The sequence below is a fragment of the Pseudomonas extremorientalis genome (genome assembly GCF_024584605.1).
Lineage (GTDB): Bacteria > Pseudomonadota > Gammaproteobacteria > Pseudomonadales > Pseudomonadaceae > Aquipseudomonas > Aquipseudomonas extremorientalis.
The window spans coordinates 5793389-5814534 of record NZ_CP089519.1 but is presented as its reverse complement, the minus strand read 5'-3'; the positions used below and the strand labels follow the sequence as shown (position 1 = coordinate 5814534).

Annotated in this window: 19 protein-coding genes and 1 tRNA gene; 8 read left to right on the top strand and 12 right to left on the bottom strand. The window is 61.4% G+C overall.

Annotated elements, in window-relative coordinates:
• Positions 1-93: 93 nt before the first annotated feature.
• The 5 genes from LUU92_RS26420 (at position 94) to LUU92_RS26400 (ending at position 7769) form a co-directional block, all read left to right on the top strand.
• Positions 94-375 (top strand): hypothetical protein, encoded by a 282-nt coding sequence (locus tag LUU92_RS26420; RefSeq protein WP_058426691.1) that lies wholly within the window; start codon positions 94-96, stop codon positions 373-375.
• Between the two features lie 328 nt (positions 376-703).
• Positions 704-2509, top strand: coding sequence for a phenylacyl-CoA dehydrogenase (locus LUU92_RS26415; RefSeq protein ID WP_071490261.1), 1806 nt, complete (start codon positions 704-706; stop codon positions 2507-2509).
• A 208-nt stretch (positions 2510-2717) separates the two neighbouring features.
• Positions 2718-4007: a GGDEF domain-containing protein gene (locus LUU92_RS26410; RefSeq protein WP_071490260.1), complete on the top strand. Its 1290-nt coding sequence runs from the start codon at positions 2718-2720 to the stop codon at positions 4005-4007.
• 90 nt (positions 4008-4097) lie between these two features.
• Positions 4098-5867, top strand: a complete 1770-nt coding sequence (locus LUU92_RS26405) for an acyl-CoA dehydrogenase C-terminal domain-containing protein (RefSeq protein ID WP_071490259.1) — start codon at positions 4098-4100, stop codon at positions 5865-5867.
• A 123-nt stretch (positions 5868-5990) separates the two neighbouring features.
• Positions 5991-7769 carry an acyl-CoA dehydrogenase C-terminal domain-containing protein gene (locus LUU92_RS26400; RefSeq protein ID WP_257102851.1) on the top strand — a complete coding sequence of 593 codons (1779 nt, stop codon included), beginning with the start codon at positions 5991-5993 and terminating at the stop codon, positions 7767-7769.
• 226 nt (positions 7770-7995) lie between these two features.
• On the opposite strand, the gene LUU92_RS26395 is transcribed toward LUU92_RS26400, so the two are convergent.
• Entirely contained in the window at positions 7996-8895 is a 900-nt protein-coding gene (locus LUU92_RS26395) for a LysR family transcriptional regulator (RefSeq protein WP_071490257.1), read from the bottom strand.
• Between the two features lie 209 nt (positions 8896-9104).
• Here LUU92_RS26395 and LUU92_RS26390 point away from each other — a divergent pair, with 209 nt between their 5' ends.
• Both LUU92_RS26390 and LUU92_RS26385 read left to right on the top strand, forming a co-directional pair.
• A complete protein-coding gene (locus tag LUU92_RS26390) occupies positions 9105-10367 on the top strand; it encodes an aspartate aminotransferase family protein (RefSeq protein ID WP_222540535.1) in 1263 nt (420 codons plus the stop codon).
• 172 nt (positions 10368-10539) lie between these two features.
• Positions 10540-10698, top strand: coding sequence for a YqaE/Pmp3 family membrane protein (locus LUU92_RS26385; protein WP_003228885.1), 159 nt, complete (start codon positions 10540-10542; stop codon positions 10696-10698).
• 5 nt (positions 10699-10703) lie between these two features.
• On the opposite strand, the gene pqqE is transcribed toward LUU92_RS26385, so the two are convergent.
• The 10 genes from pqqE to LUU92_RS26335 form a co-directional block, all read right to left on the bottom strand.
• On the bottom strand, positions 10704-11834 hold the full coding sequence (pqqE, locus tag LUU92_RS26380; protein ID WP_371322069.1) for a pyrroloquinoline quinone biosynthesis protein PqqE: 1131 nt from the start codon (positions 11832-11834) through the stop codon (positions 10704-10706).
• Entirely contained in the window at positions 11827-12102 is a 276-nt protein-coding gene (gene pqqD / locus LUU92_RS26375) for a pyrroloquinoline quinone biosynthesis peptide chaperone PqqD (protein WP_092242265.1), read from the bottom strand. The genes pqqE and pqqD overlap by 8 nt, the downstream gene beginning before the upstream one ends.
• Positions 12099-12851, bottom strand: coding sequence for a pyrroloquinoline-quinone synthase PqqC (gene pqqC / locus LUU92_RS26370; RefSeq protein WP_017138042.1), 753 nt, complete (start codon positions 12849-12851; stop codon positions 12099-12101). The genes pqqD and pqqC overlap by 4 nt, the downstream gene beginning before the upstream one ends.
• An 11-nt stretch (positions 12852-12862) precedes the next feature.
• Positions 12863-13774, bottom strand: coding sequence for a pyrroloquinoline quinone biosynthesis protein PqqB (gene pqqB / locus LUU92_RS26365; RefSeq protein ID WP_058424746.1), 912 nt, complete (start codon positions 13772-13774; stop codon positions 12863-12865).
• Positions 13775-13840: 66 nt separating this feature from the next.
• The gene (pqqA, locus tag LUU92_RS26360; RefSeq protein ID WP_003194766.1) at positions 13841-13915 is read right to left on the bottom strand and encodes a pyrroloquinoline quinone precursor peptide PqqA; all 75 of its coding nucleotides are present in this window, start codon (positions 13913-13915) and stop codon (positions 13841-13843) included.
• A gap of 159 nt (positions 13916-14074) precedes the next feature.
• Complete coding sequence (gene pqqF / locus LUU92_RS26355; RefSeq protein WP_257102850.1) at positions 14075-16423, bottom strand: pyrroloquinoline quinone biosynthesis protein PqqF; 2349 nt, start codon at positions 16421-16423, stop codon at positions 14075-14077.
• 48 nt (positions 16424-16471) lie between these two features.
• Positions 16472-17266, bottom strand: a complete 795-nt coding sequence (locus LUU92_RS26350) for a carbon-nitrogen hydrolase family protein (protein WP_093120830.1) — start codon at positions 17264-17266, stop codon at positions 16472-16474.
• 10 nt (positions 17267-17276) lie between these two features.
• Entirely contained in the window at positions 17277-18959 is a 1683-nt protein-coding gene (locus LUU92_RS26345) for a flavin monoamine oxidase family protein (protein WP_071490480.1), read from the bottom strand.
• 167 nt (positions 18960-19126) lie between these two features.
• Complete coding sequence (locus LUU92_RS26340; RefSeq protein WP_010206997.1) at positions 19127-19573, bottom strand: Lrp/AsnC family transcriptional regulator; 447 nt, start codon at positions 19571-19573, stop codon at positions 19127-19129.
• 37 nt (positions 19574-19610) lie between these two features.
• On the bottom strand, positions 19611-20480 hold the full coding sequence (locus LUU92_RS26335) for a LysR family transcriptional regulator (RefSeq protein ID WP_257102849.1): 870 nt from the start codon (positions 20478-20480) through the stop codon (positions 19611-19613).
• A 112-nt stretch (positions 20481-20592) separates the two neighbouring features.
• Here LUU92_RS26335 and LUU92_RS26330 point away from each other — a divergent pair, with 112 nt between their 5' ends.
• Positions 20593-21018 (top strand): VOC family protein, encoded by a 426-nt coding sequence (locus LUU92_RS26330; protein WP_257102848.1) that lies wholly within the window; start codon positions 20593-20595, stop codon positions 21016-21018.
• A gap of 44 nt (positions 21019-21062) precedes the next feature.
• On the opposite strand, the gene LUU92_RS26325 is transcribed toward LUU92_RS26330, so the two are convergent.
• Positions 21063-21139, bottom strand: a tRNA-Ile gene (locus LUU92_RS26325).
• Positions 21140-21146 lie beyond the last annotated feature (7 nt).

The following is a 21146-nucleotide window of genomic DNA, read 5'->3' as shown; positions in this document are numbered from 1 at the left end:
CAAGGCATTATGCCATTAGTGTTTTTGACGAGCCCTTTGACGGGATATCTGCTTCAATTCAACTTCACGATTCTCTAAAGGCAGGCTTACGCCATGGAAATCTCTGGAAGCAGCGCGTTTTATTCGGGCCTGAGCAGTATTCAGTCTGGACAGAACCGTGTCGATCAGGCCGCCGGCAGAATTGCCAGCGCCGCGACTACCCAGCCATCGGATGCGCAAAGCGACCGTCTGCAAGCCAACGACCGCGCCCAGCCGTCCAACTCCGCCAGCAATATGGTTGAAATGGCCCAGGGCAAATTCCAAGTGGAGCTCGGCGCCAAAGTCGCCAAGGCTTCGGATGAAATGCTCGGCACCTTGATCGACACCTACGCCTGATCTGCTGGCGCTAAAAAATGTGGGAGGGGGCTTGCCCCCGATAGTGATGGATCAGCCAATGTGTGTATGGCTGACATGGCGCTATCGGGGGCAAGCCCCCTCCCACATTTTTACTGTGCCGTCCTTCTGAACTTCTACACTCCCGCAGTCATGTGGCGTCTTGCCGCAAGCGTTGCCGTGCGCGCCATTGATTCGCGTCATGACAAACGGCATCGGGACGACGCTTGACATCCCCAAGTGGTAAACGTATGTTTCAAACACCTGTTTGACCGCCCCAACACTTCCACGCGGTTGTTCATTCCAGATACATCAGCAGAGGTTTATCGCTATGCCTGACTACAAGGCCCCCTTGCGTGATATTCGCTTCGTTCGTGACGAACTGCTTGGCTATGAAGCGCACTATCAGAGCCTGCCGGCTTGCCAGGACGCTACCCCGGACATGGTTGACGCCATCCTTGAAGAAGGCGCCAAGTTCTGTGAGCAAGTGCTGGCACCGCTGAACCGCGTGGGCGACATCGAAGGCTGCACCTGGAGTGAGTCGGGCGTCAAAACCCCTACCGGTTTCAAAGAAGCCTACAAACAATTCGTCGAAGGCGGCTGGCCAAGCCTGGCCCACGACGTGGCGCACGGCGGCCAAGGCCTGCCGGAATCCCTGGGCCTGGCCGTGAGCGAAATGGTCGGCACCGCCAACTGGTCGTGGGGCATGTACCCGGGCCTGTCCCACGGTGCGATGAACACCATCTCCGAGCACGGCACCCCCGAGCAGCAAGAGGCCTACCTGACCAAACTGGTGTCGGGCGAATGGACCGGCACCATGTGCCTGACCGAGCCACACTGCGGCACCGACCTGGGCATGCTGCGCACCAAGGCCGAGCCTCAGGCTGATGGTTCCTATAAGGTCTCCGGCACCAAGATCTTCATCTCGGCCGGTGAACACGACATGGCCGACAACATCGTCCATATCGTACTGGCCCGCCTGCCGGACGCACCGGCCGGCACCAAAGGCATCTCGCTGTTTATCGTGCCGAAGTTCCTGCCGAACGCCGATGGCTCGATTGGCGCGCGCAACGCCGTGAGCTGTGGTTCCCTGGAACACAAGATGGGCATCCACGGCAACGCCACCTGCGTGATGAACTTCGACGCGGCCACCGGTTTCCTGATCGGCCCGGCGAACAAAGGCCTGAACTGCATGTTCACCTTCATGAACACCGCTCGCCTGGGTACCGCGCTGCAAGGCCTGTCCCATGCCGAGATCGGTTTCCAGGGCGGCCTGAAATATGCCCGCGACCGTCTGCAAATGCGCTCCCTGACCGGCCCGAAAGCACCGGACAAAGCCGCCGACCCGATCATCGTGCACCCTGATGTGCGCCGCATGTTGCTGACCATGAAGGCCTTCGCCGAAGGCAACCGTGCGATGGTGTACTTCACTGCCAAGCAAGTGGACATCGTCAAATACGGCACCGACGACGAAGCCAAGAAACAGGCGGACGGCCTGCTGGCCTTCATGACCCCGATCGCCAAGGCCTTCATGACCGAAGTCGGCTTTGAATCGGCCAACCACGGTGTGCAGATCTATGGCGGCCACGGTTTCATCGCCGAGTGGGGCATGGAGCAGAACGTTCGCGACAGCCGCATTTCGATGCTGTACGAAGGCACCACCGGCATCCAGGCCCTCGACCTGCTGGGCCGTAAAGTGCTGATGACCCAAGGCGAAGCGCTCAAGGGCTTCACCAAGATCGTGCACAAGTTCTGCCAGGCCAACGAAGGCAACGAAGCGGTCAAAGAATTCGTTGCACCGCTGGCTGCGCTGAACAAAGAGTGGGGCGAGTTGACCATGAAGGTCGGCATGGCCGCGATGAAAGACCGTGAAGAAGTGGGGGCCGCCTCGGTGGACTACCTGATGTACTCCGGTTACGCCTGCCTGGCTTACTTCTGGGCCGACATGGCGCGCCTGGCGGCCGAGAAACTGGCTGCCGGCACCACCGAAGAAGCGTTCTACACCGCCAAGCTGCAGACCGCGCGCTTCTACTTCCAGCGCATCCTGCCGCGTACCCGTACGCACGTAGCCACCATGCTGTCGGGCGCCAACAACCTCATGGACATGAAAGAAGAAGACTTCGGCCTGGCTTACTAAGCCTTACCGGGGTTCACTTGCAGAGCCGCCGCTCCCTTGCGGGAGCGGCGGCTTTTTTGTACCCGATAAAAAACCACAGCGCAGCACTCAGGGATTACTGTCGGCTGCCGTTACAGTGATGGCAATGTGATACATGTTCGACGGGTTGTGTTTAACTGTCTGCATAAAGGCACAGTGCCATCATTTTTTGCGGGTCGGAGTTTTACCCTTGTCACGCGTGTCCGCTGTACGTTTCAGTCACTTTCTCCCTTCGTTGCTGCTCTTGCTGGCCGGGCTCTCGGCTGCGTACGTCAAGGACCTCAACGTCTTCTTCACCTCGCTGTTCAATGTATTGCCGACCCTGGTGCTGTTGCTCGGTGGTTCGTACTGCGCGGTTTACCGCCGCCAGCGTGAACTGTTCCTGATGATCACGGTGTACATCGTCTACTTCCTGCTCGATACGCAGACCGACTTCTACCGCGACAATGGCCGCGTGCGCGAAGACGCCGCGGTGGTGTTTCACCTGTGCTGCCTGCTGCTGCCGTTGTTGTTCAGCATCTACGCACTGTGGCAGGAGAAGACCCACCTGTTTCGTGACTTCGTTGCCCGTGGCGCGGTGTTGCTGGCGGTCGGCAGCGTGGCGCTGGCGCTGGAGCAGAGTTATCCCCAGGCGGTGCTGAACTGGCTGGCGGAGATCCGCTGGCCGGCGCTGCATGGTACTTGGATGAGCCTGATCCAGTTGTCTTACCCGATGTTCCTGATCGGCTTCCTGACCCTGGCAGCGCAATACTGGTACCAGCCGCGCCCGCTGCATGCGGCGCAACTGGTGGGGTTGCTCGGCCTGTTCTGGATGTTGCCGCAGACGTTCATCCTGCCCTTCACCCTGAATATCATGTGCAGCCAGGTGATGCTGATGATCGCCGCCGGTGTGGCCCACGAGGCTTATCAAATGGCCTTCCGCGATGAGCTGACCGGCCTGCCGGGGCGTCGTGCGCTGAACGAGCGCATGCAGCGGCTGGGGCGCAACTATGTGCTGGCGATGAGCGACGTCGACCACTTCAAGCGCTTCAACGATACCCATGGTCATGACGTGGGCGACCAGGTATTGCGGCTGGTGGCGAGCAAGCTGTCAAAGGTCAACGGCGGCGGGCGTGCGTACCGCTACGGCGGTGAAGAATTCGCCGTGGTGTTCGCCGGCAAGACCCTGGATGAATGCATGCCGCACCTGGAGGAGATCCGCGAGATCATCGCCGACTACGACATCAAGCTGCGTCATTCGGACCGCCCCCAGGACGATCAGCAGGGTCGCCAGCGCCGTTCAGGCAGCGGCGCCTCCAGTGTCTCAGTGACCATCAGCATCGGCGTGGCCGAACGCCAGGCCGAGCAGCGCACGCCCGAGGAAGTGCTCAAGTCCGCCGACCAGGCGCTGTACGCCGCCAAGGGCGCGGGGCGCAACTGCGTGGTGGCGTCCGGGCAGACCCGGCGTGGCGCGGTGCGCATGGAGAGCGCTGCCGGTTGAGTGATGGCGCTGTATTCAGCGGTTCTACAGTGATTGTTCCGGGCGTTGGCCGGCGGTAGGTTGAAACCATCTGCTGACGGAGACATTGCCATGCCTGAGTACAAAGCTCCCCTTCGCGACATGCGCTTTCTGATCGACAACGTGTTTGATTTCCACGGCCACTACGCCGCATTGGGCGCTACCGATGCCAGCCCGGACATGGTCGCTGCGATCCTCGAAGAAGGCGCAAAATTCTGCGAGAACGTGCTCGCGCCGCTCAACCGCAGTGGCGACGAAGAAGGCTGCCATTTCGACAATGGCGTGGTCACCACGCCCAAGGGCTTCAAGGAAGCCTTCGCCCAGTACGTTGAGGGCGGCTGGCACGGCGTGGCAGCGGACCCGGCCTACGGTGGCCAGGGCTTGCCGCAGTCGCTCGGCCTGGTGCTGAGCGAGATGATCGGCTCCAGCAACACCTCCTGGGGCATGTACCCGGGGCTGACCCACGGCGCGATGTCGGCGATCCACGCCCACGGCACCGCCGAGCAGAAAGACACGTTCCTGACCAAACTCACTGCGGGCGAATGGACTGGCACCATGTGCCTCACCGAAGCCCACTGCGGCACCGACCTGGGCCTGATCAAGACCCGTGCCGTGCCCCAGGCGGACGGCAGCTATGCGGTCACCGGCAGCAAGATCTTCATCTCGGCCGGCGAGCACGACATGAGCGCCAATATCATTCACCTGGTGCTGGCCAAGCTGCCGGATGCGCCGGCGGGCACCAAGGGCATCTCGCTGTTCATCGTGCCCAAGTTCCATGCCGACACAGGCGAGCGCAATGCGGTGCACTGTGGTTCCATCGAACACAAGATGGGCATCAAGGCGTCCGCTACCTGTGTGTTGAACTTCGATGGCGCCAAGGGTTTCCTGATCGGTGAGCCGAACAAGGGCCTCAACTGTATGTTCACCATGATGAACCATGCGCGCCTGGGCACCGGCATGCAGGGCCTGTGCAATGGCGAGGCGAGCTTCCAGGGCGCGATCACCTACGCCAACGACCGTCTGCAAATGCGCTCGCTGACTGGCGCCAAGGCCCCGGACAAAGCCGCCGACCCGATCATCGTGCACCCTGATGTGCGCCGCATGCTGCTGACCATGAAGGCCTTCAACGAAGGCAACCGTGCGCTGACCTACTTCACCGCACAATTGCTCGACACCGCGCACCTGAGCAAGGACGCGGCGCAGCGTCAGGAGGCCGAAGACCTGCTGGCGTTCCTCACGCCCATCTGCAAAGCCTTTATGACCGACACTGGCCTTGAGGTGACCAACCACGGCATGCAGATCTTCGGTGGCCACGGTTACATCCGCGAATGGGGCATGGAGCAACTGGCCCGCGATGCGCGGATTGCGCCGATCTATGAAGGCACCAACGGCATCCAGGCCCTCGACCTGCTGGGGCGCAAGGTACTGGGCAGCCAGGGCAAGTTGCTGCGTGGGTTTACCAAAATCGTGCATAAGTTCTGTACCGCGAATGCCGAGCATCCGCAGCTCAAGGGCTATGTGGCGCAACTCAATCAGTTGAACGGGGAATGGGGTGAGCTGACCACGAAGGTCGGCATGGCCGCGATGAAGAACCCCGATGAAGTGGGCGCGGCGGCGGTGGATTACTTGATGTACAGCGGTTACGTGGTGCTCGCGTACCTGTGGCTGCGCATGGCGATCGCTGCCCTTGAACAGCCAGATGGCGATTTTGCCAAGGCCAAGTTGGCCACGTGCGAGTTCTACTTCAAGCGTCTACTGCCGCGTACGGCTACCCATCGCGCGGCCGTGGAAGCGGGCAGCGAATGCCTGATGAGTCTGCCTGCGGAGGCGTTTGCGTGGTGATGACTTAAAAATACCAATCAGTCACAAGTGGACCCTATGTGTCTGAAAAGTTGTTCGGGTACACTCTGAGCCTGTAAAACCGACTCTTACCGAATTACTTTTCACGTTCTCACGAGGTTTGCCATGGCTGATTACAAAGCGCCGCTGCGTGATATGCGCTTCGTCCTCAACGAAGTCTTTGAGGTCGCCACCACTTGGGCCCAGTTGCCGGCATTGGCAGACACCGTTGACGCCGAAACCGTAGAGGCCATCCTCGAAGAAGCCGGCAAGGTCACCGCCAAATCCATCGCCCCGCTCAGCCGTGGTGGCGATGAACAAGGTTGCCGTTGGGATAACACAGCGGTATTTACGCCGGACGGTTTCCCGCAAGCCTACAAAACCTACGCTGAAGGCGGTTGGGTGGGTGTAGGCGGCGACCCTGCGTTCGGCGGCATGGGCATGCCCAAGGCCGTGTCGGCCCAGGTCGAAGAGATGATCAACTCGTCGAGCCTGGCGTTCGGTCTGTACCCGATGCTGACCTCCGGCGCCTGCGTGTCGATCAACACCCACGCCAGCGAATCGCTCAAGGCCGCTTACCTGCCGAAGATGTATTCCGGTGAGTGGGCCGGTTCCATGTGCCTGACCGAGGCCCACGCCGGGACCGACCTGGGGATGATCCGCACCAAGGCTGAGCCGCAGGCGGACGGCTCCTACACAGTCAGCGGCACCAAGATCTTCATCACCGGCGGTGAACACGACCTCACCGATAACATCATCCACCTGGTACTGGCCAAGCTGCCGGACGCGCCGGCGGGGCCCAAGGGGATTTCGCTGTTCCTGGTGCCGAAGTTCATGGTGAACACCGACGGCAGCCTGGGCGCACGCAATGCCGTGAGCTGTGGTTCCATCGAGCACAAGATGGGGATCCAGGCGTCGGCGACCTGCGTGATGAACTTCGACGAGGCCGTGGGTTACCTGGTCGGTGAGCCGAACCGTGGTCTGGCGGCGATGTTCACCATGATGAACTACGAGCGCCTGGGTGTCGGTATCCAGGGCCTGGCGTCCGGCGAGCGTTCCTATCAGAACGCTATCGAGTACGCCCGCGACCGCCTGCAAAGCCGTGCACCGACCGGCGCCCAGGCCAAAGACAAAATGGCCGACCCGATCATCGTGCACCCGGACGTACGGCGCATGCTGCTCACCATGAAGGCCGCCAACGAAGGTGGCCGTGCGTTCTCCACCTACGTGGCGACGCAACTGGACATCGCCAAGTTCAGCGACGACGCCGCTGCCCGCGAGCGTGCGGATAACCTGGTGGCACTGCTGACGCCGGTGGCCAAGGCGTTCCTGAGCGACCTGGGCCTGGAAACCACTGTGCTGGGCCAACAGGTATTTGGCGGCCACGGTTACATTCGTGAGTGGGGCCAGGAGCAACTGGTGCGCGATGTGCGCATCACCCAGATTTACGAAGGCACCAACGGCATCCAGGCCCTGGACCTGATGGGGCGCAAGATCGTCGGCAGTGGCGGGGTGTTCTACACCCTGTTTGCCGATGAGATCCGCGCGTTCATTGCCTCGGCGGGTGCCGAGCTGGCCGAATTCACCAAGCCGCTGGGCGCGGCGGTGGATAACCTGGATGAGCTGACCGCCTGGGTGCTGGACCGCGCCAAGGCCAACCCGAATGAAATCGGCGCGGCGTCGGTGGAGTACCTGCATGCCTTTGGCTACATGGCGTATGCCTATATGTGGGCTCGCATGGCCAAGGCCGCGTTGGGCAAGGAGTCGCAAGAAGACTTCTACGCCAGCAAACTGGGAACTGCGCGTTTCTACTTTGCGCGCCTGTTGCCACGCATCCACTCGCTGAGTGCGTCGGTAAAGGCCGGTAGCGAATCACTGTTTTTGCTGGATGAAGCCTTGTTCTAAGGGCTTGGAGGGCGTGTAAGCATTCTCTTACATGACGTGCTGCTATTCGTCCTCTATCGCCATATTGGATCCACGGATAATCTACTTCACATGGACGTCGCGCAGGAAGCGCAAAGCAACAACACGGACACGTAGGATTCTGCCAGGACGGCGGAGTGAAATGGATGTCAGGGAAACAGTCTGCAAAGCCCCGCTTCGGCGGGGTTTTCTTTTGCCCGCGAAAAAGTCAGGCTGGCGCCTGCGGGGCATTCATCACGTCTTCCAGCAAGGTGCGCAGCAACGCCACCGTCGCCTGCTGGCGCTGCACATCGCGGCACACCAGACCGACTTTCAGCGGCACCCTGGGTTCACTCAAGGGCTTCCAAAGCAGCGCCTGGCTGTTGTGTTCATCCTGGGAGCGCCCCGGCAGCACCGTCGCCAGTTTGGTGTGAGGCAGGCTGTCGAGGATCCCCACCATGGTGTTGAGTTCCGCCTGGACTTGCGGGCGTCGCCCGAGGTTGGACAGCTGGCCCTGCCAGATCTGCCGCACCTGAAACTCTTCCCCCAACAGCAACATCGGCAACTCCGCGGCCTGCTTCAGTGAGACTTTCTTGAATTCCCGCAAGGGATGGTCTTCGGGGATGACCACCTTCAACTCATCTTCGTACAGCAACACGCCGTGCAACCCCGGCTGGCGTGGCGGCAGGTAACTGATGCCGATATCCAGCGAGCCGTTGAGTAGCCGCCGCTCAATTTCGAGCCCGGTCAATTCGTAGATCTGCACCACCAAATGCGGCTGGGCCTTGCGCACGCGCTCGAGCATCTGCGGGACCAGGCTGGTGTGCACGGTTTGCAGCACGCCGATGGCCAGCGTGCGCATCGCCTGGCCCTTGAAGTTGCGCAGGGCCTCAACTGCCTGTTGCATGCCATCGATCAGCGGCAAGGCGTGGTTGTACAGCGTATGCGCCGCCAGTGTCGGTAGCAGGCGCTTGCTGCTGCGTTCGAACAGGCTCACATCCAGGTTCTGCTCCAACTGGCGAATCTGCTGGGACAGCGCCGGCTGGGAGATCGACAGACGCTCCGCAGCACGGCCTACATGGCCCTCCTCATACACCGCGACGAAATAACGCAGTTGCTTGAAATCCATAAGGCTTACTTATCGAAAAAGCTGGAAAATCGAAATGGCCGCTGGCCCCCGAGACGCCTAGTCTAGCGCCTATTCGCAGGGCTTACAGGGCCGTATCGGGCAATGAACAGCGTTTATATTGATGGCGTTTACATAGGCAAGGCAAAAAACCTCAAGGCAATGTTGGCACCTCGCACCGACCAAGGCCCAGTTGCTATTGGGGGCGAGCCATGAATCTATTCCGTCGCCCCGCGCCGAGCCTGGACGATTTAGTTCTGGAGACACCCAGCGATAATCCTCCCAACGAATCCCTGATGCCCTCCGTCGCACGGCCGCCGCAAGTGTTCGTGCGCGGCCAGGGTTCCTGGCTCTGGGACAGTGACGACCGGGCCTACCTGGATTTCAGCCAGGGCAACGCAGCCAACAGCCTCGGCCACAGCCCACAGGTGTTGATCAAGGCGCTGGCCGACCAGACTCAGGCGCTGATCAACCCAGGCAACGGCTTGCATAACCGCGCTCAACTCAACCTCGCCGAGCGCCTGTGCCATCGCACCGGCAGTGACCAGGCCTACCTGCTCAACAGCGGCGCGGAAGCCGTTGAAGCCGCGATCAAGTTGGCGCGCAAATGGGGCCAACTGCATCGTGGTGGCGCTTACCGCATCATCAGCGCGAGCGGTGGTTGCCATGGTCGCAGTTTTGCGGCGATGTCGGCGTCGGCGGGCGAGAGTACCAATCGCTTCGAACCGCAACTGCCGGGCTTCAGCCATGTGCCCTTCAACGACCTGCCGGCCCTGCATGCCGCGGTCGACGCGCAAACCGTCGCCATCCTGCTGGAGCCGATCCAGGGCGAGGCCGGAGTGATCCCCGCGACGGAGCACTATCTCAAAGGGGTCGAGCGGCTGTGCCGTGAACTGGGGATCCTGCTGATACTCGACGAGGTGCAAACCGGCATAGGCCGCTGCGGCACCTTGCTCGCCGAACAGCAATACGGCGTACGTGCGGACATCATCACCCTGGGCAAAGGCCTGGGCGGCGGTGTGCCCCTTGCGGCGCTGCTGGCGCGTGGTAAAGCCTGCTGTTTTGAAGTGGGCGAGCTGGAAGGCACCCATCACGGCAATGCGCTGATGGCATCGGCCGGGCTGGCGGTATTCGATACGGTGCTGGAGCACGGCTTTCTGGAACAGGTGCGTGAGTCCGGCCTTTACCTCGGCGAAGGCCTTGCCCGCCTGGCCTATCGCTACGACCACGGCCCGCTGCGCGGCCACGGCCTGATGTGGGGCCTGGCGCTGTCGGATGATTCTGCGGATGCGGTGGTAAAAGCGGCCCTGCACGAAGGCCTGATCCTCAACGCCCCACAGCCCGGCTGCCTGCGCTTCACCCCGGCCCTCACGGTGAGCAAAAGCAACATCGACGAAATGCTCCTGCGCCTGGCCCGTGCCTTCTCCCGCGTGCGCACCGCACAACTGCAATGCCGCAAGGGCATTGCTGTTTAACCCCTATTCCTGAACCGTCTCGCGGTCTACGCGACGCCTCCGGCCTGATTCTTTTGGCTGGGGGCGTTTTTTTGCCTGGATGGCCCAACGCCAGATCCCACTGAACCCTCACGAACGCCCAAGGTCGATTAGCTACACGGCTCACACGAGCCGATTTTCTGGAGCTGATCCCATGGATTTCATTCGTATCATCATCGCCATTCTGTTGCCGCCACTGGGTGTGTTCCTGCAAGTGGGTTTCGGCGGCGCGTTCTGGCTGAATATCCTGCTGACCCTGTGCGGCTACATCCCGGGCATCGTGCACGCGGTGTACATCATCGCCAAGCGCTGAGGCCGTCAGCCTTTGGCGATGAGCCGTGAGTTGCGCTCATTGCGAAAGGCCAGTTGCTCGATGGTCTGGGTGGCGTGCTCGGCCTCTTCCCGCGCTTGCAGGATGATGCCGTGCTGCTCGGACTTGCTGCACACCGGGTCGGCATTGCTCGCGTCCCCGGTGAGCATGAAGGCCTGGCAACGGCAGCCGCCGAAGTCCTTTTCTTTTTCATCGCACGAACGGCACGGCTCGGGCATCCAGTCGTAGCCACGGAAGCGGTTGAAGCCGAACGAGTCGTACCAGATGTGCTGCATGCTGTGGTCGCGCACGTTGGGAAATTGCACCGGCATTTGTCGGGCGCCGTGACACGGCAGGGCGGTGCCGTCTGGCGTCACAGTCAGAAAGATACTGCCCCAGCCGTTCATGCAGGCCTTCGGGCGTTCTTCGTAGTAGTCCGGTGTGACGAAGATCAGCTTGCACGGGTGACCTTCCGCTTCCAGCCGGGCGCGATATTCGTTGGTGACGCGTTCGGCGCGCACCAGCTGCTCCCGGGTCGGCAACAACCCCACCCGATTGAGCTGTGCCCAGCCGTAGAACTGGCAGGTGGCGAGCTCCACGAAGTCGGCCTCCAGCGCAATGCACAGTTCGATGATGCGGTCGATCTTGTCGATATTGTGCCGATGGGTCACGAAGTTCAGCACCATCGGGTAGCCGTGGGCCTTCACGGCCCTGGCCATTTCCAGTTTCTGTGCGAAGGCTTTTTTCGAGCCGGCCAGCAGGTTGTTCACCTGTTCGTCGCTGGCCTGGAAGCTGATCTGGATATGGTCCAGGCCGGCTTTCTTGAAGTCGCTGATCTTCTGCTCGGTAAGGCCGATGCCCGAGGTGATCAGGTTGGTGTAGAACCCCAGTTTGCGCGCTTCAGCGATCAGCTCGGCCAGGTCCTGGCGCACCAGCGGTTCACCGCCGGAAAACCCCAGCTGCGCGGCCCCCATCTCGCGGGCTTCGCGGAACACCTTGAACCACTGCTCGGTCGTCAGCTCCTTGCCCTGCTCGGCAAAGTCCAACGGGTTGGAGCAGTACGGGCACTGCAACGGGCAGCGGTAGGTCAGCTCGGCCAGCAACCACAGCGGCAGGCCGATGGCCGGCTTTTCAGGCAAGGGTGATCCAGTGCTCAGCACGGGCGACCTCCATGAACTGCTCGATGTCTTCACCGAGCTCAGGCACACCAGGAAATTGTTTCTCCAGCTCGGCGATGATGGCCGCCACGTCGCGCTCGCCGTCGATCAAGCCACCAATCAATGCGGCGCTGTCGTTGAGCTTGATCATGCCTTCGGGGTAGAGCAACACGTGGCCTTTTTGCGCCGGCTCGTACTGGTAACGGTAGCCTGGGCGCCAGGTCGGTTTCTTGCTGCGGTCAAAGCTCATAGGGTGATCCCTTTATGCCACACCCGCTGCTCGGTCACGCTGTGATATGGCGGGCGCTTGAGTTCATAGGCCATGCTCATGGCATCTAGCATGCTCCACAGGATGTCGAGTTTGAACTGGAGAATCTCCAGCATGCGCTCCTGGCCTTCACGAGTGGTGTAGTGCTGCAGGGTAATTGCCAACCCGTGTTCCACATCGCGGCGGGCCTGGCCCAGGCGGGTGCGGAAATATTCATAGCCGGCCGGGTCGATCCAGGGGTAATGCTGCGGCCAGCTATCGAGGCGCGACTGGTGGATCTGCGGCGCGAACAGCTCGGTCAGCGAGCTGCTCGCGGCTTCCTGCCAACTGGCGCGACGGGCGAAGTTGACGTAGGCGTCTACCGCGAATCGTACGCCAGGCAGTACCAACTCCTGCGAGCGTAGTTGGTCGGGGTCGAGGCCCACCGCCTGGCCCAGGCGCAGCCAGGCTTCGATGCCGCCGTCCTCACCGGGGGCGCCATCGTGGTCGAGCAGGCGCTGGATCCACTCGCGACGGATCTCACGGTCCGGGCAGTTGGCCAGGATCGCGGCGTCTTTGAGCGGGATATTCACCTGATAATAGAAACGGTTGGCGACCCAGCCCTGGATCTGCTCGCGGGTGGCGCGGCCTTCGTACATCGCCACGTGATACGGGTGATGGATATGGTAGAAGGCGCCCTTGGCCCGCAGGGCGGCTTCGAATTCGGCGGTGGTCAATGGCGTGTCAGTCATCTCGTCAGCTCCTACAATTCAATGCTCATGCCGTCGTAAGCCACTTCGACATTGCGCCGCACCAGCTCCGCTCGCTCGGGGGAGTCTTCATCGAGGATCGGGTTGGTGTTGTTGATGTGGATAAGCACCTTGCGCTGCTCGGGCAACTGTTCCAGCACTTCAAGCATGCCGCCGGGGCCGTTTTGCGCCAGGTGGCCCATCTCGCGGCCGGTGCGGGTGCCAACGCCACGGCGCTGCATTTCATCGTCATCCCACATGGTGCCGTCCACCAGAAGACAGTCGCTGCCGGCCATGATCTCCAGCAATGGCGCGTCGACCTTGCCCAGGCCCGGGGCGTAGAACAGCTTGCCGCCGGTGCGCAGGTCTTCGACGATCAGGCCGATGTTGTCGCCGGGGTGCGGGTCGAAGCGGTGTGGCGAGTAGGGTGGGGCTGCGCTGCGCAGGGGCAGCGGGGTGAAGCGCAGATTGGGGCAGGCCGGGATGGTGAAGCTGGCGTCCAGCTCGATGCGGTTCCAGGCCAGGCCGCCGTTCCAGTGGGTGAGCATGCTGAACAGCGGGAAACCGGTGCTGAGGTCTTCATGGACCATGTCGGTGCACCACACCTGGTGCGGGCAGCCTTCGCGCAGGCTCAGCAGGCCGGTGGTGTGGTCGATCTGGCTGTCCATCAGGATGATCGCGCTGATGCCGGTATCGCGCAGGGCGCGGCCGGGTTGCATCGGTGCAAAGCCCTGGAGTTGCGCGCGGATATCCGGCGAGGCATTGCACAGCACCCAATTCACGCCATCGTCGGAGATCGCGATGGACGACTGGGTACGCGCCTGGGCCCGCAGGCTGCCATCACGAAAACCCGCGCAGTTCACGCAGTTGCAGTTCCACTGCGGGAAACCACCGCCGGCGGCGGAACCTAGAATCTGGACAAACATGGTCGCTCCATCAAGCTCAAAACAAAAACGCCCCGGGCGAACCGAGGCGTTGTAGTACCCAGCGGATTAACGGCTGGCGAAGTACATGGTGACTTCGAAACCGATGCGCAGATCAGTGTAAGCAGGTTTGGACCAGGTCATATTCTTACTCCTACGAAGGGATGGGACGTTTACTACCAAGTAATACATATAGTCCACCTCCAGTCGGAGATGTTCAGATGTGTGCGTGGGAATATTACTCAATTCTTTTCAAGTTAGCGCTGTCTTGAGGGAGAAAGCCTTTTGCAGGGGCGGCAATGATCACCCTGCCGCTTGCCACGCAGTCGAGATGCGCGGGCCGTTGGCGATGCAGCGCCAGCCGCCTGCGGCGTCGTTTAATTGTTGCGCGGCATGCTGCAATGTTTCGCGGGTACAGGTTTGGATCCGGGCTTGAAGTTGAACCAGGTAGTCCGACGGATGGCCCGCCAGATGGGCATGCCACAGCAGTTCGGCGGCTTGGGCGTTGGGCAGCGTCCGTGCGCAGAACTGCTCGGCCAACGCCAGGTTGCCCAGGTCGTCGCTGCGGTCGATCAGCGCCGGCAGTTGCTTGAGGAAGGTGTTCAGGTGATCGACGATGCCCGACAGGGACAGGCCAGGGGATTGCACACCGAACAGCAGGCCGGTCTGGCCGTTTATCTGTCGGATGCTGCTGAACACGGCGTAGCCGATTTGCAGCTCTACCCGCAGGCGTTGGTAGAACGGCGCCTGGAGCAGATGGCCGAGTAGTCGCCATGCGGCTTCGTCCGCCAAGGATTGGCTTGGCGTTGGACAAAACAGCAGCAACGCGGCTTCGTTTGAGTCGGTTTGCACCTCATGCCAGATACGTTGGCCGCTCAGGGATGGCGCGACGTGATTGAGGCTCGCGGGTTGCCCCGGCAGGCGGGCCGCAGCAGTTTTGATCAAGGCTTCATGGGAGGTAGAGAAACCCAGCCCCAGGCCGTGCCAACGTGCGGAGTCCCACGAGGCTGGTTCGGACGTGGTCGAGGTGCAGCAAGCGGGCAGCGTCTTGAGCAATTCGCGGATAGCGATCATGGGCGGCGCGGCGGCTTGTGCCTCTTGCGGATCGCCCAGGCGTTGCGCCAGCACTTCCAGAACTGCTGGGATCGGCTCCTGTAGCCCGACCATTTTCACCAGCCAGTGACTGCCCAGGTTTTCGAACGACACTTCGACACCCGCCTGGCGGGCATCGTCGCGCAACGACTGCAACGCGTTTTCCGGGTGTGGCGGAGCTGATTGCCATTGCAGATACAATGCTCCTTCGTTGCTGTCGTCCGCCAATGCCTGGCTGAAGGTCAACGCCGATGCATCACGACGCCCTCTGGAGCGATCCTGGGCAAACGTGCGCAAGCCTCGGTGGGCGCTGGTCTGGCCGCGGATCAGGCCGGCGCGTTCTTCCTTGACCGGCGGACGCAGGAAGGGGTTGTTCGGCGGCAACTGCCAAGTGAGTGTAGAGGGCGGCAGGTGCAGCGAATCCAGCATGGCCTTGAGGGCGGCGACATCCAGTTCCGACAGGCCTTGGTTGTCGTTTCGGGCCAAGGCCAGAGCGCCTTGGGTCTGTTGTTGGCGAACGGCCAGCAGTGCGAATTCTTCGCGCAACGCCGTCCAGTCGCTATGTGCGAAAAAGGCCAGCCAGTCGTACAGCAACGCCTCGACGTGTGTCGCCGATTCAGCGGGACCACTGAGTGTAAAGTCGATAGCCAGCACCGCTTGCCCAGCGAAGTGATACAGCACCGACGCCTGCAGTGCGCTCGCCAGTTGCTGCGCTTTCAGCTCCGCCAGCAAGCCACCGGGTGCCGAAGCGTTAAGCCAGGTGCAGAGGAATGCCAGTGCTTCCCGGGGGGCATTGCACGTGATGACCTGATGCAGGTGATCATTGGCGATGTGCCGATAGCGCTGGGCTTGCCCCTGCATCAAGGCCGGTGGCGCGGATTGCACACGTGGAAGTCCTGAGATCAGGTGCTCACTGAACCGCTGTGCCAAGCCTTCCAGTGCCTCCAGCGATTGTGGGCCGGCCAGGCTCAAGGTCATCTGCCCACTCTGATAGAACTGCGTATGAAATTCCCGCAGGGCTTGCTGAAATGTCTCATGCTCTACTGGCAGGCTGTCGCGGTTGCCCGCATGGAAACCCCGCAGCGGATGATCCGACGCCAGGCCTTCCAGTAGTGCCACTTGCTGTTGTGCCGTTGCATCCTGGGACCAGGCGATAAACTCCGCGTGCAGCACCTCGCGCTCACGCAGTTGGTCCTCCAGCGCCAGGCGCGGATGGGTCAGCATGTCGGCCAAGCGCTCCAGGCCCCCGGCAAACGTGGCAGCCGGCAGTTCAAAGAAAAAGTCCGTAGTGCGCTCGCGGGTGCTGGCATTGACCTGGCCTCCATGGCGTTGCACGTAGGCCATCAACCCTTCGCTTGTGGGAAAACGCTCGGTCCCGAGGAACAGCAAATGCTCCAGGAAATGCGCCAGTCCCGGCCATGCCAATGGCACGTCGTGGCTGCCGGCCGCCACCCTCAGCACGGCCGCGCAACGCTTTAACCGTGGGGCGTGACGCAAGGAAACCCGCAAGCCATTGGCCAGGGTCAGGTGAAGGTAATGAGGGTGGGCCGGCGCAGGCATGGGCACTTCCGAAACAGAGAATGCGCCTATGCTAGCAAACCGGCTGGATCAGGGCTTGTGCAGCGCGCCGTACAACTCGGGGCGGCGATCTTGCAGGTAGTGATTGGCACTGCGGGCGTCGAGGAGCGATTGGCGCTCCAACTCCCCGACGATCAGCGCTTCGTCCAGGCCGGCCTGGGCAATACGCTGGCCATTCGGTGCAGCAATGCTGCTCTGCCCGCAGTACTGGATCTCGCCTTCATGCCCGCAGTAATTGGCGTAGGCCACATAACACTGGTTTTCAAAGGCCCGCGCCCGCACGGTGACATCGGCGACAAAATCGAACGGCACCATGTTGGCAGTGGGCACCAGGATCAGCTCAGCGCCAGCCAGGGCCAGGCGCCGGGTGTTTTCCGGGAACTCCAGGTCATAGCAGATCAGGAAACCGAGCTTCCAGCCGTTGAGTTCTACCAGTGGGAAATCATCCTCACCGGCGCTGAACATCGAATGGTCCAGATCACCAAACAGATGGGTCTTGCGGTAGTTGCACAGGCGCTGGCCGTGGGCGTCGATCAACTGCACGGCGTTGTAGATCTGGCCATCTGCGGCCCGCTCAGGGTAGCCGTACAGAATCGCCAGCCCGGCGCTTTTGGCCAGTTCGGCAATGGCCTGCGCCGACGGCCCGTCCTGCGTCTCGGCCAAGGCGCCAACGGCCTCGGCACCGATGTTGTAGCCGCTCAGGAACATCTCCGGCAGCACCAGTACATCGGCATCGGATGCCTCGTGCGCCAGTTGGTGCAGGCGCTTGAGGTTGCCGGCCACATCCAGCGGCAGCGGCGGGCATTGGTACAGGGCGACGCGCATGTTCAACTCCTTAATCCGCCAGGGCAATCGGCCCGATTTCATCGAACACATCACCCGGCCCCGGATTCTCGGGGTGAGTGCTGCCGCCGAAGTGGGTCATGATGCCCCACACCGCGTTCAGTGAGGTTTGCACCGCGCCCTCCACCCAGGCCGGCGTCCAGGACACATCATCACCAGCGATAAAAATCCCACGTTGTTCGGCGGGCATGTCCTTCTGCATGAAGTGTGCATACATGCGCTGGTTATAGCGATAGTGACCCGGCAACGCGCCCTTGAAAGCCCCGAGGAAGTGCGGGTCGGCTTCCCAGGACACGGTGATTGGATCGCCGATAATGCGTGCCTTGATATCGACTTTCGGGTAGATCTTTTTCAGCGCGTCGAGGGCAAGTTTCACCCGCTTGTCGATGGGCTGCGGCAGCATTTTCAGGGCGTCGCTCATCCACGAGTACGACAGGCAGATCACCCCCGGCTTGTCGTCGCCGTTATCGAACAGGTAGGTGCCACGGGTCAGGCGGTCGGTGAGGGTCATGCTCATCAGGTCACGGCCGGTTTCCGGGTCTTTGTCCTTCCAGAACGGGCGGTCGACCATCACAAAGGTTTTCGATGATTGCATGTAGCGTGTGCGGTCCAGGGCCATCCACATTTTTTGCGAGAACAGGCTTTCGTCGCATTCGATCTGGGTGGTCAGCAGCCAGCTCTGGCAGGTGGTCAGCACGGCGGCGTATTCGCGGGTGTCGCCATAGTTGTCGGTGACGGCAAAACGGCCATCGGCGGCATGGGCGATACGTTTGACGCCCGCGCGTGGCGCGCCGCGATGCAGTGAACTCAGGCTGGTGCCGGCCGGCCAATGGGCGCAGCGCTCCGGTACATGGCGCCAGATGCCCATCGGCACCTGGGCTACGCCGCCGACCACCAGGTGTTGGTGGTCGTCGCAGTTGGTCATCACCACGCGGAAGATTTCCAGCATCGAATTGGGGAAGTCAGAGTCCCAGCCGCCGGTGCCGAAACCCACCTGGCCGAAGACTTCACGGTGCAGGAACGACAACTTGGCGAACGCCTTGGAGGTGGCGACGAAGTCGTAGAAGGTGCGGTCGTCCCATAGCGGCACCAGCTTGTTCCACAGCTCCTTGAGGCGCGGCACGTCGCGGTCGCGGATGGCCTGCTGGATATCACCGAACTGCGAACCGGCTTCCAGCGCATCGGCCCAGGCGTCCGCGACTTCCTGGAACAGTACCGGCAAGTCGGAGAGCTTTTGCGCGTAGTGGGTCTGGCCTTCAAGGTCGATGACCGTGCTGCCGGAGGCCGGGGTCAGCGGGTTGGGGAAAGGTTTGGTTTCCAGGCCGAGCTTGTCCACATAGTGGTAGAACGCCGTCGACGACACCGGAAAGCGCATGCCGCCCAACTCGGCGATGATACCTTCGGCGCCTTCAAAGGCCTGAGAGCGCAGGCGGCCGCCCATTTTCGAGGCTTCGTACACCACCGGCTTGAGGCCCAGCTTCATCAGTTCGTAGGCGGCCACCAGACCCGCGATGCCGGCGCCGACGATCGCCACTTCGGCGCCGTGGTGGGCGGCGGGGATGCTGCCCAGGCCCGCGGGATGTTCGATCCAGTCATCGAAGGCGAACGGAAAGTCCGGGCCAAAGATAGTGATGGGTTTCTTGCCGTCGGCGGGGTGGCGATTGGTCTTGCTGATGGTGCTGGACGGAATGCTCATGGCTGACCCTTACTGGCGACCTGGCGGGCGTGACCCGCTGAGTATAGGAAAAGATGGCAGCCAGTTTAGGGAGCGTAGCGTTCGTTAATAAGACGCAATGTGTCGTCGGATTGATCTGTTTTTAGTCGAAATGACGAACCTTTTGATCAGATTGGTTGACCGCGATCCAATTTGTTACTCAGGATGATCGACGTAGTGGTTTTCTCCACCCCGTCCACACTGCCGATCTGGTCCAGCAATTGGTCCAACTGTTCGGGCGAATCCGTGCGCAGCCAAGCCACGTAATCGAACTCTCCACTCACCGCGCACAACTGCTGCACCTGGGCCATGGCACTCAACCGGCGCAACACTTCCTTGCCCGAGCGCGCTTGTACGGTGATCCCGACGTAAGCCTGCAAACCACCATCAACCACGCGTTGCCCAAGGCGCACGCCATAACCGGTGATCACCTGGGTTTTCTCCAGGCGTGCCAGGCGCGACGTCACCGTGGTGCGCGCGATGCCCAACTGCCGGGCTAGCATGGCCACGCTTTCGCGGGCGTTGATCTGCAGGGCGGCGATCAGTTGGCGGTCGATTTCATCTAGGGCGGGCAAGGCGAGGGCTCCGATAGGCGGGCAATGGGTTGGCATCTTACAGGTTGGCGTCGGCGAGCAGGCAGCGCGTGAACAGTTGCGGTACGGGCAGGTGGCGTTGACTGTAGCGGCTCAGCAGGATGATTTCGCGGTAAAAGGTCCGGCTGCCCAATGGGATGATTCGCACGTTGGGCGAGCGTTCCAGCCACAACCCGGCCTGAGGAATCAGCGATACACCCAGGCCGCACTCGACCATCTTGACGATGGCCTCCAGCTCATCCAGCTCCAATGCTACCTGCACGTCAAGTTTATGTTCCTTGAGGAATCGGCTGACCAGGCGACCGCCAAATGAAGTGCGGTCATAGCGCACATGGGGCTGCGTCGCCAGCAACTGCAACGGGTCATCACCCGCCAACGTGTGAGGCACGATCAGCGCGAACGGCTCCTTGCGCAGCACCTGCACGTGCAGTTCCTTGGGCAGGTCGAAGGGCGGGCGGATGATGATCGCCGAGTCCAGCTCACCGGCGTCCACCTGGCTCAACAACTCCAGGGACACGCCCGGTATCAACTTGCACTCCACCGTCGGTGCCGCCTGACGCAAACGCACCAGTGCCTGGGGCAACAAACCGGTTTGTGCAGTGGTGATGGCGCCCACCTTCAACTCACCCCGGTACTCATTGGCATCCACCGGCACCGCCATGCGGTTGAAGGTCTCCAGGATCTCTCTCGCCAGTGGCAAGGCGCGCAGTCCCGCCGCATTCAACGTGGCCTGGCGCCCGGTACGGTCGAACAGCGGCACACCGAGCGCCTGCTCCAACTGACGAATCTGCGCACTCACCGCCGACTGCGTCAGCCCGATATGCATACCGGCCGCCGCGAATGTGCCGTGACGGGTTACTGCGATAAAGGTCTTCAGTTCACGCAGCATGGGCGTCTCGATTGATCGAAATAATTTGAGCTCGGCGCAAAAACTATCGTCTTTTCATCGTTGGCAGCAAGGCTAAAATCGAGGCACTTAACGCCCATAGAGGTTTGACCTGATGACACTTGCACCTTTCCACCTGGCAATCCCGGTATACGACCTCGCCGCTGCGCGGAACTTCTACGGTGACGTCTTTGGCCTCGAAGAAGGACGCTCAAGCGATCATTGGGTCGACTTCAACTTCTTCGGCCACCAACTGGTGATCCACGAACACCCCAAGACCGCCTCCCAGGAATCAGCCCACACCAACGCAGTCGACGGCCACAACGTACCCGTGCCGCATTTTGGCGTGGTGCTGGGTTGGGAAGATTGGCACGCCTTGGCGCAGCGGCTGCAGGCCAGGGAAACTCGGTTTGTGCTGGAACCACATATTCGGTTCAAGGGGCAGGTGGGGGAGCAGGCGACGTTGTTTCTGTTTGATCCGTGTGGGAACGCGCTGGAGTTCAAGGCGTTCAAGGATATTGGGCAGTTGTTTGCGAAGTGAGGCGGCCAGACACACGAAAGCCGCGCAATGCGCGGCTTTCGAATTGGTGGGCCCAGTAGGACTTGAACCTACGACCAATGGATTATGAGTCCACTGCTCTAACCAACTGAGCTATAGGCCCTGTAACA

Coding starts and splice junctions, on each gene's coding strand:
- LUU92_RS26420 (WP_058426691.1), top strand. CDS start 94: ATGGAAATCTCTGGAAGCAGCGCGTTTTATTCGGGCCTGAGCAGTATT.
- LUU92_RS26415 (WP_071490261.1), top strand. CDS start 704: ATGCCTGACTACAAGGCCCCCTTGCGTGATATTCGCTTCGTTCGTGAC.
- LUU92_RS26405 (WP_071490259.1), top strand. CDS start 4,098: ATGCCTGAGTACAAAGCTCCCCTTCGCGACATGCGCTTTCTGATCGAC.
- LUU92_RS26400 (WP_257102851.1), top strand. CDS start 5,991: ATGGCTGATTACAAAGCGCCGCTGCGTGATATGCGCTTCGTCCTCAAC.
- LUU92_RS26395 (WP_071490257.1), bottom strand. CDS start 8,895: ATGGATTTCAAGCAACTGCGTTATTTCGTCGCGGTGTATGAGGAGGGC.
- LUU92_RS26390 (WP_222540535.1), top strand. CDS start 9,105: ATGAATCTATTCCGTCGCCCCGCGCCGAGCCTGGACGATTTAGTTCTG.
- LUU92_RS26385 (WP_003228885.1), top strand. CDS start 10,540: ATGGATTTCATTCGTATCATCATCGCCATTCTGTTGCCGCCACTGGGT.
- pqqD (WP_092242265.1), bottom strand. CDS start 12,102: ATGAGCTTTGACCGCAGCAAGAAACCGACCTGGCGCCCAGGCTACCGT.
- pqqC (WP_017138042.1), bottom strand. CDS start 12,851: ATGACTGACACGCCATTGACCACCGCCGAATTCGAAGCCGCCCTGCGG.
- pqqB (WP_058424746.1), bottom strand. CDS start 13,774: ATGTTTGTCCAGATTCTAGGTTCCGCCGCCGGCGGTGGTTTCCCGCAG.
- pqqF (WP_257102850.1), bottom strand. CDS start 16,423: ATGCCTGCGCCGGCCCACCCTCATTACCTTCACCTGACCCTGGCCAAT.
- LUU92_RS26350 (WP_093120830.1), bottom strand. CDS start 17,266: ATGCGCGTCGCCCTGTACCAATGCCCGCCGCTGCCGCTGGATGTGGCC.
- LUU92_RS26335 (WP_257102849.1), bottom strand. CDS start 20,480: ATGCTGCGTGAACTGAAGACCTTTATCGCAGTAACCCGTCACGGCACA.
- LUU92_RS26330 (WP_257102848.1), top strand. CDS start 20,593: ATGACACTTGCACCTTTCCACCTGGCAATCCCGGTATACGACCTCGCC.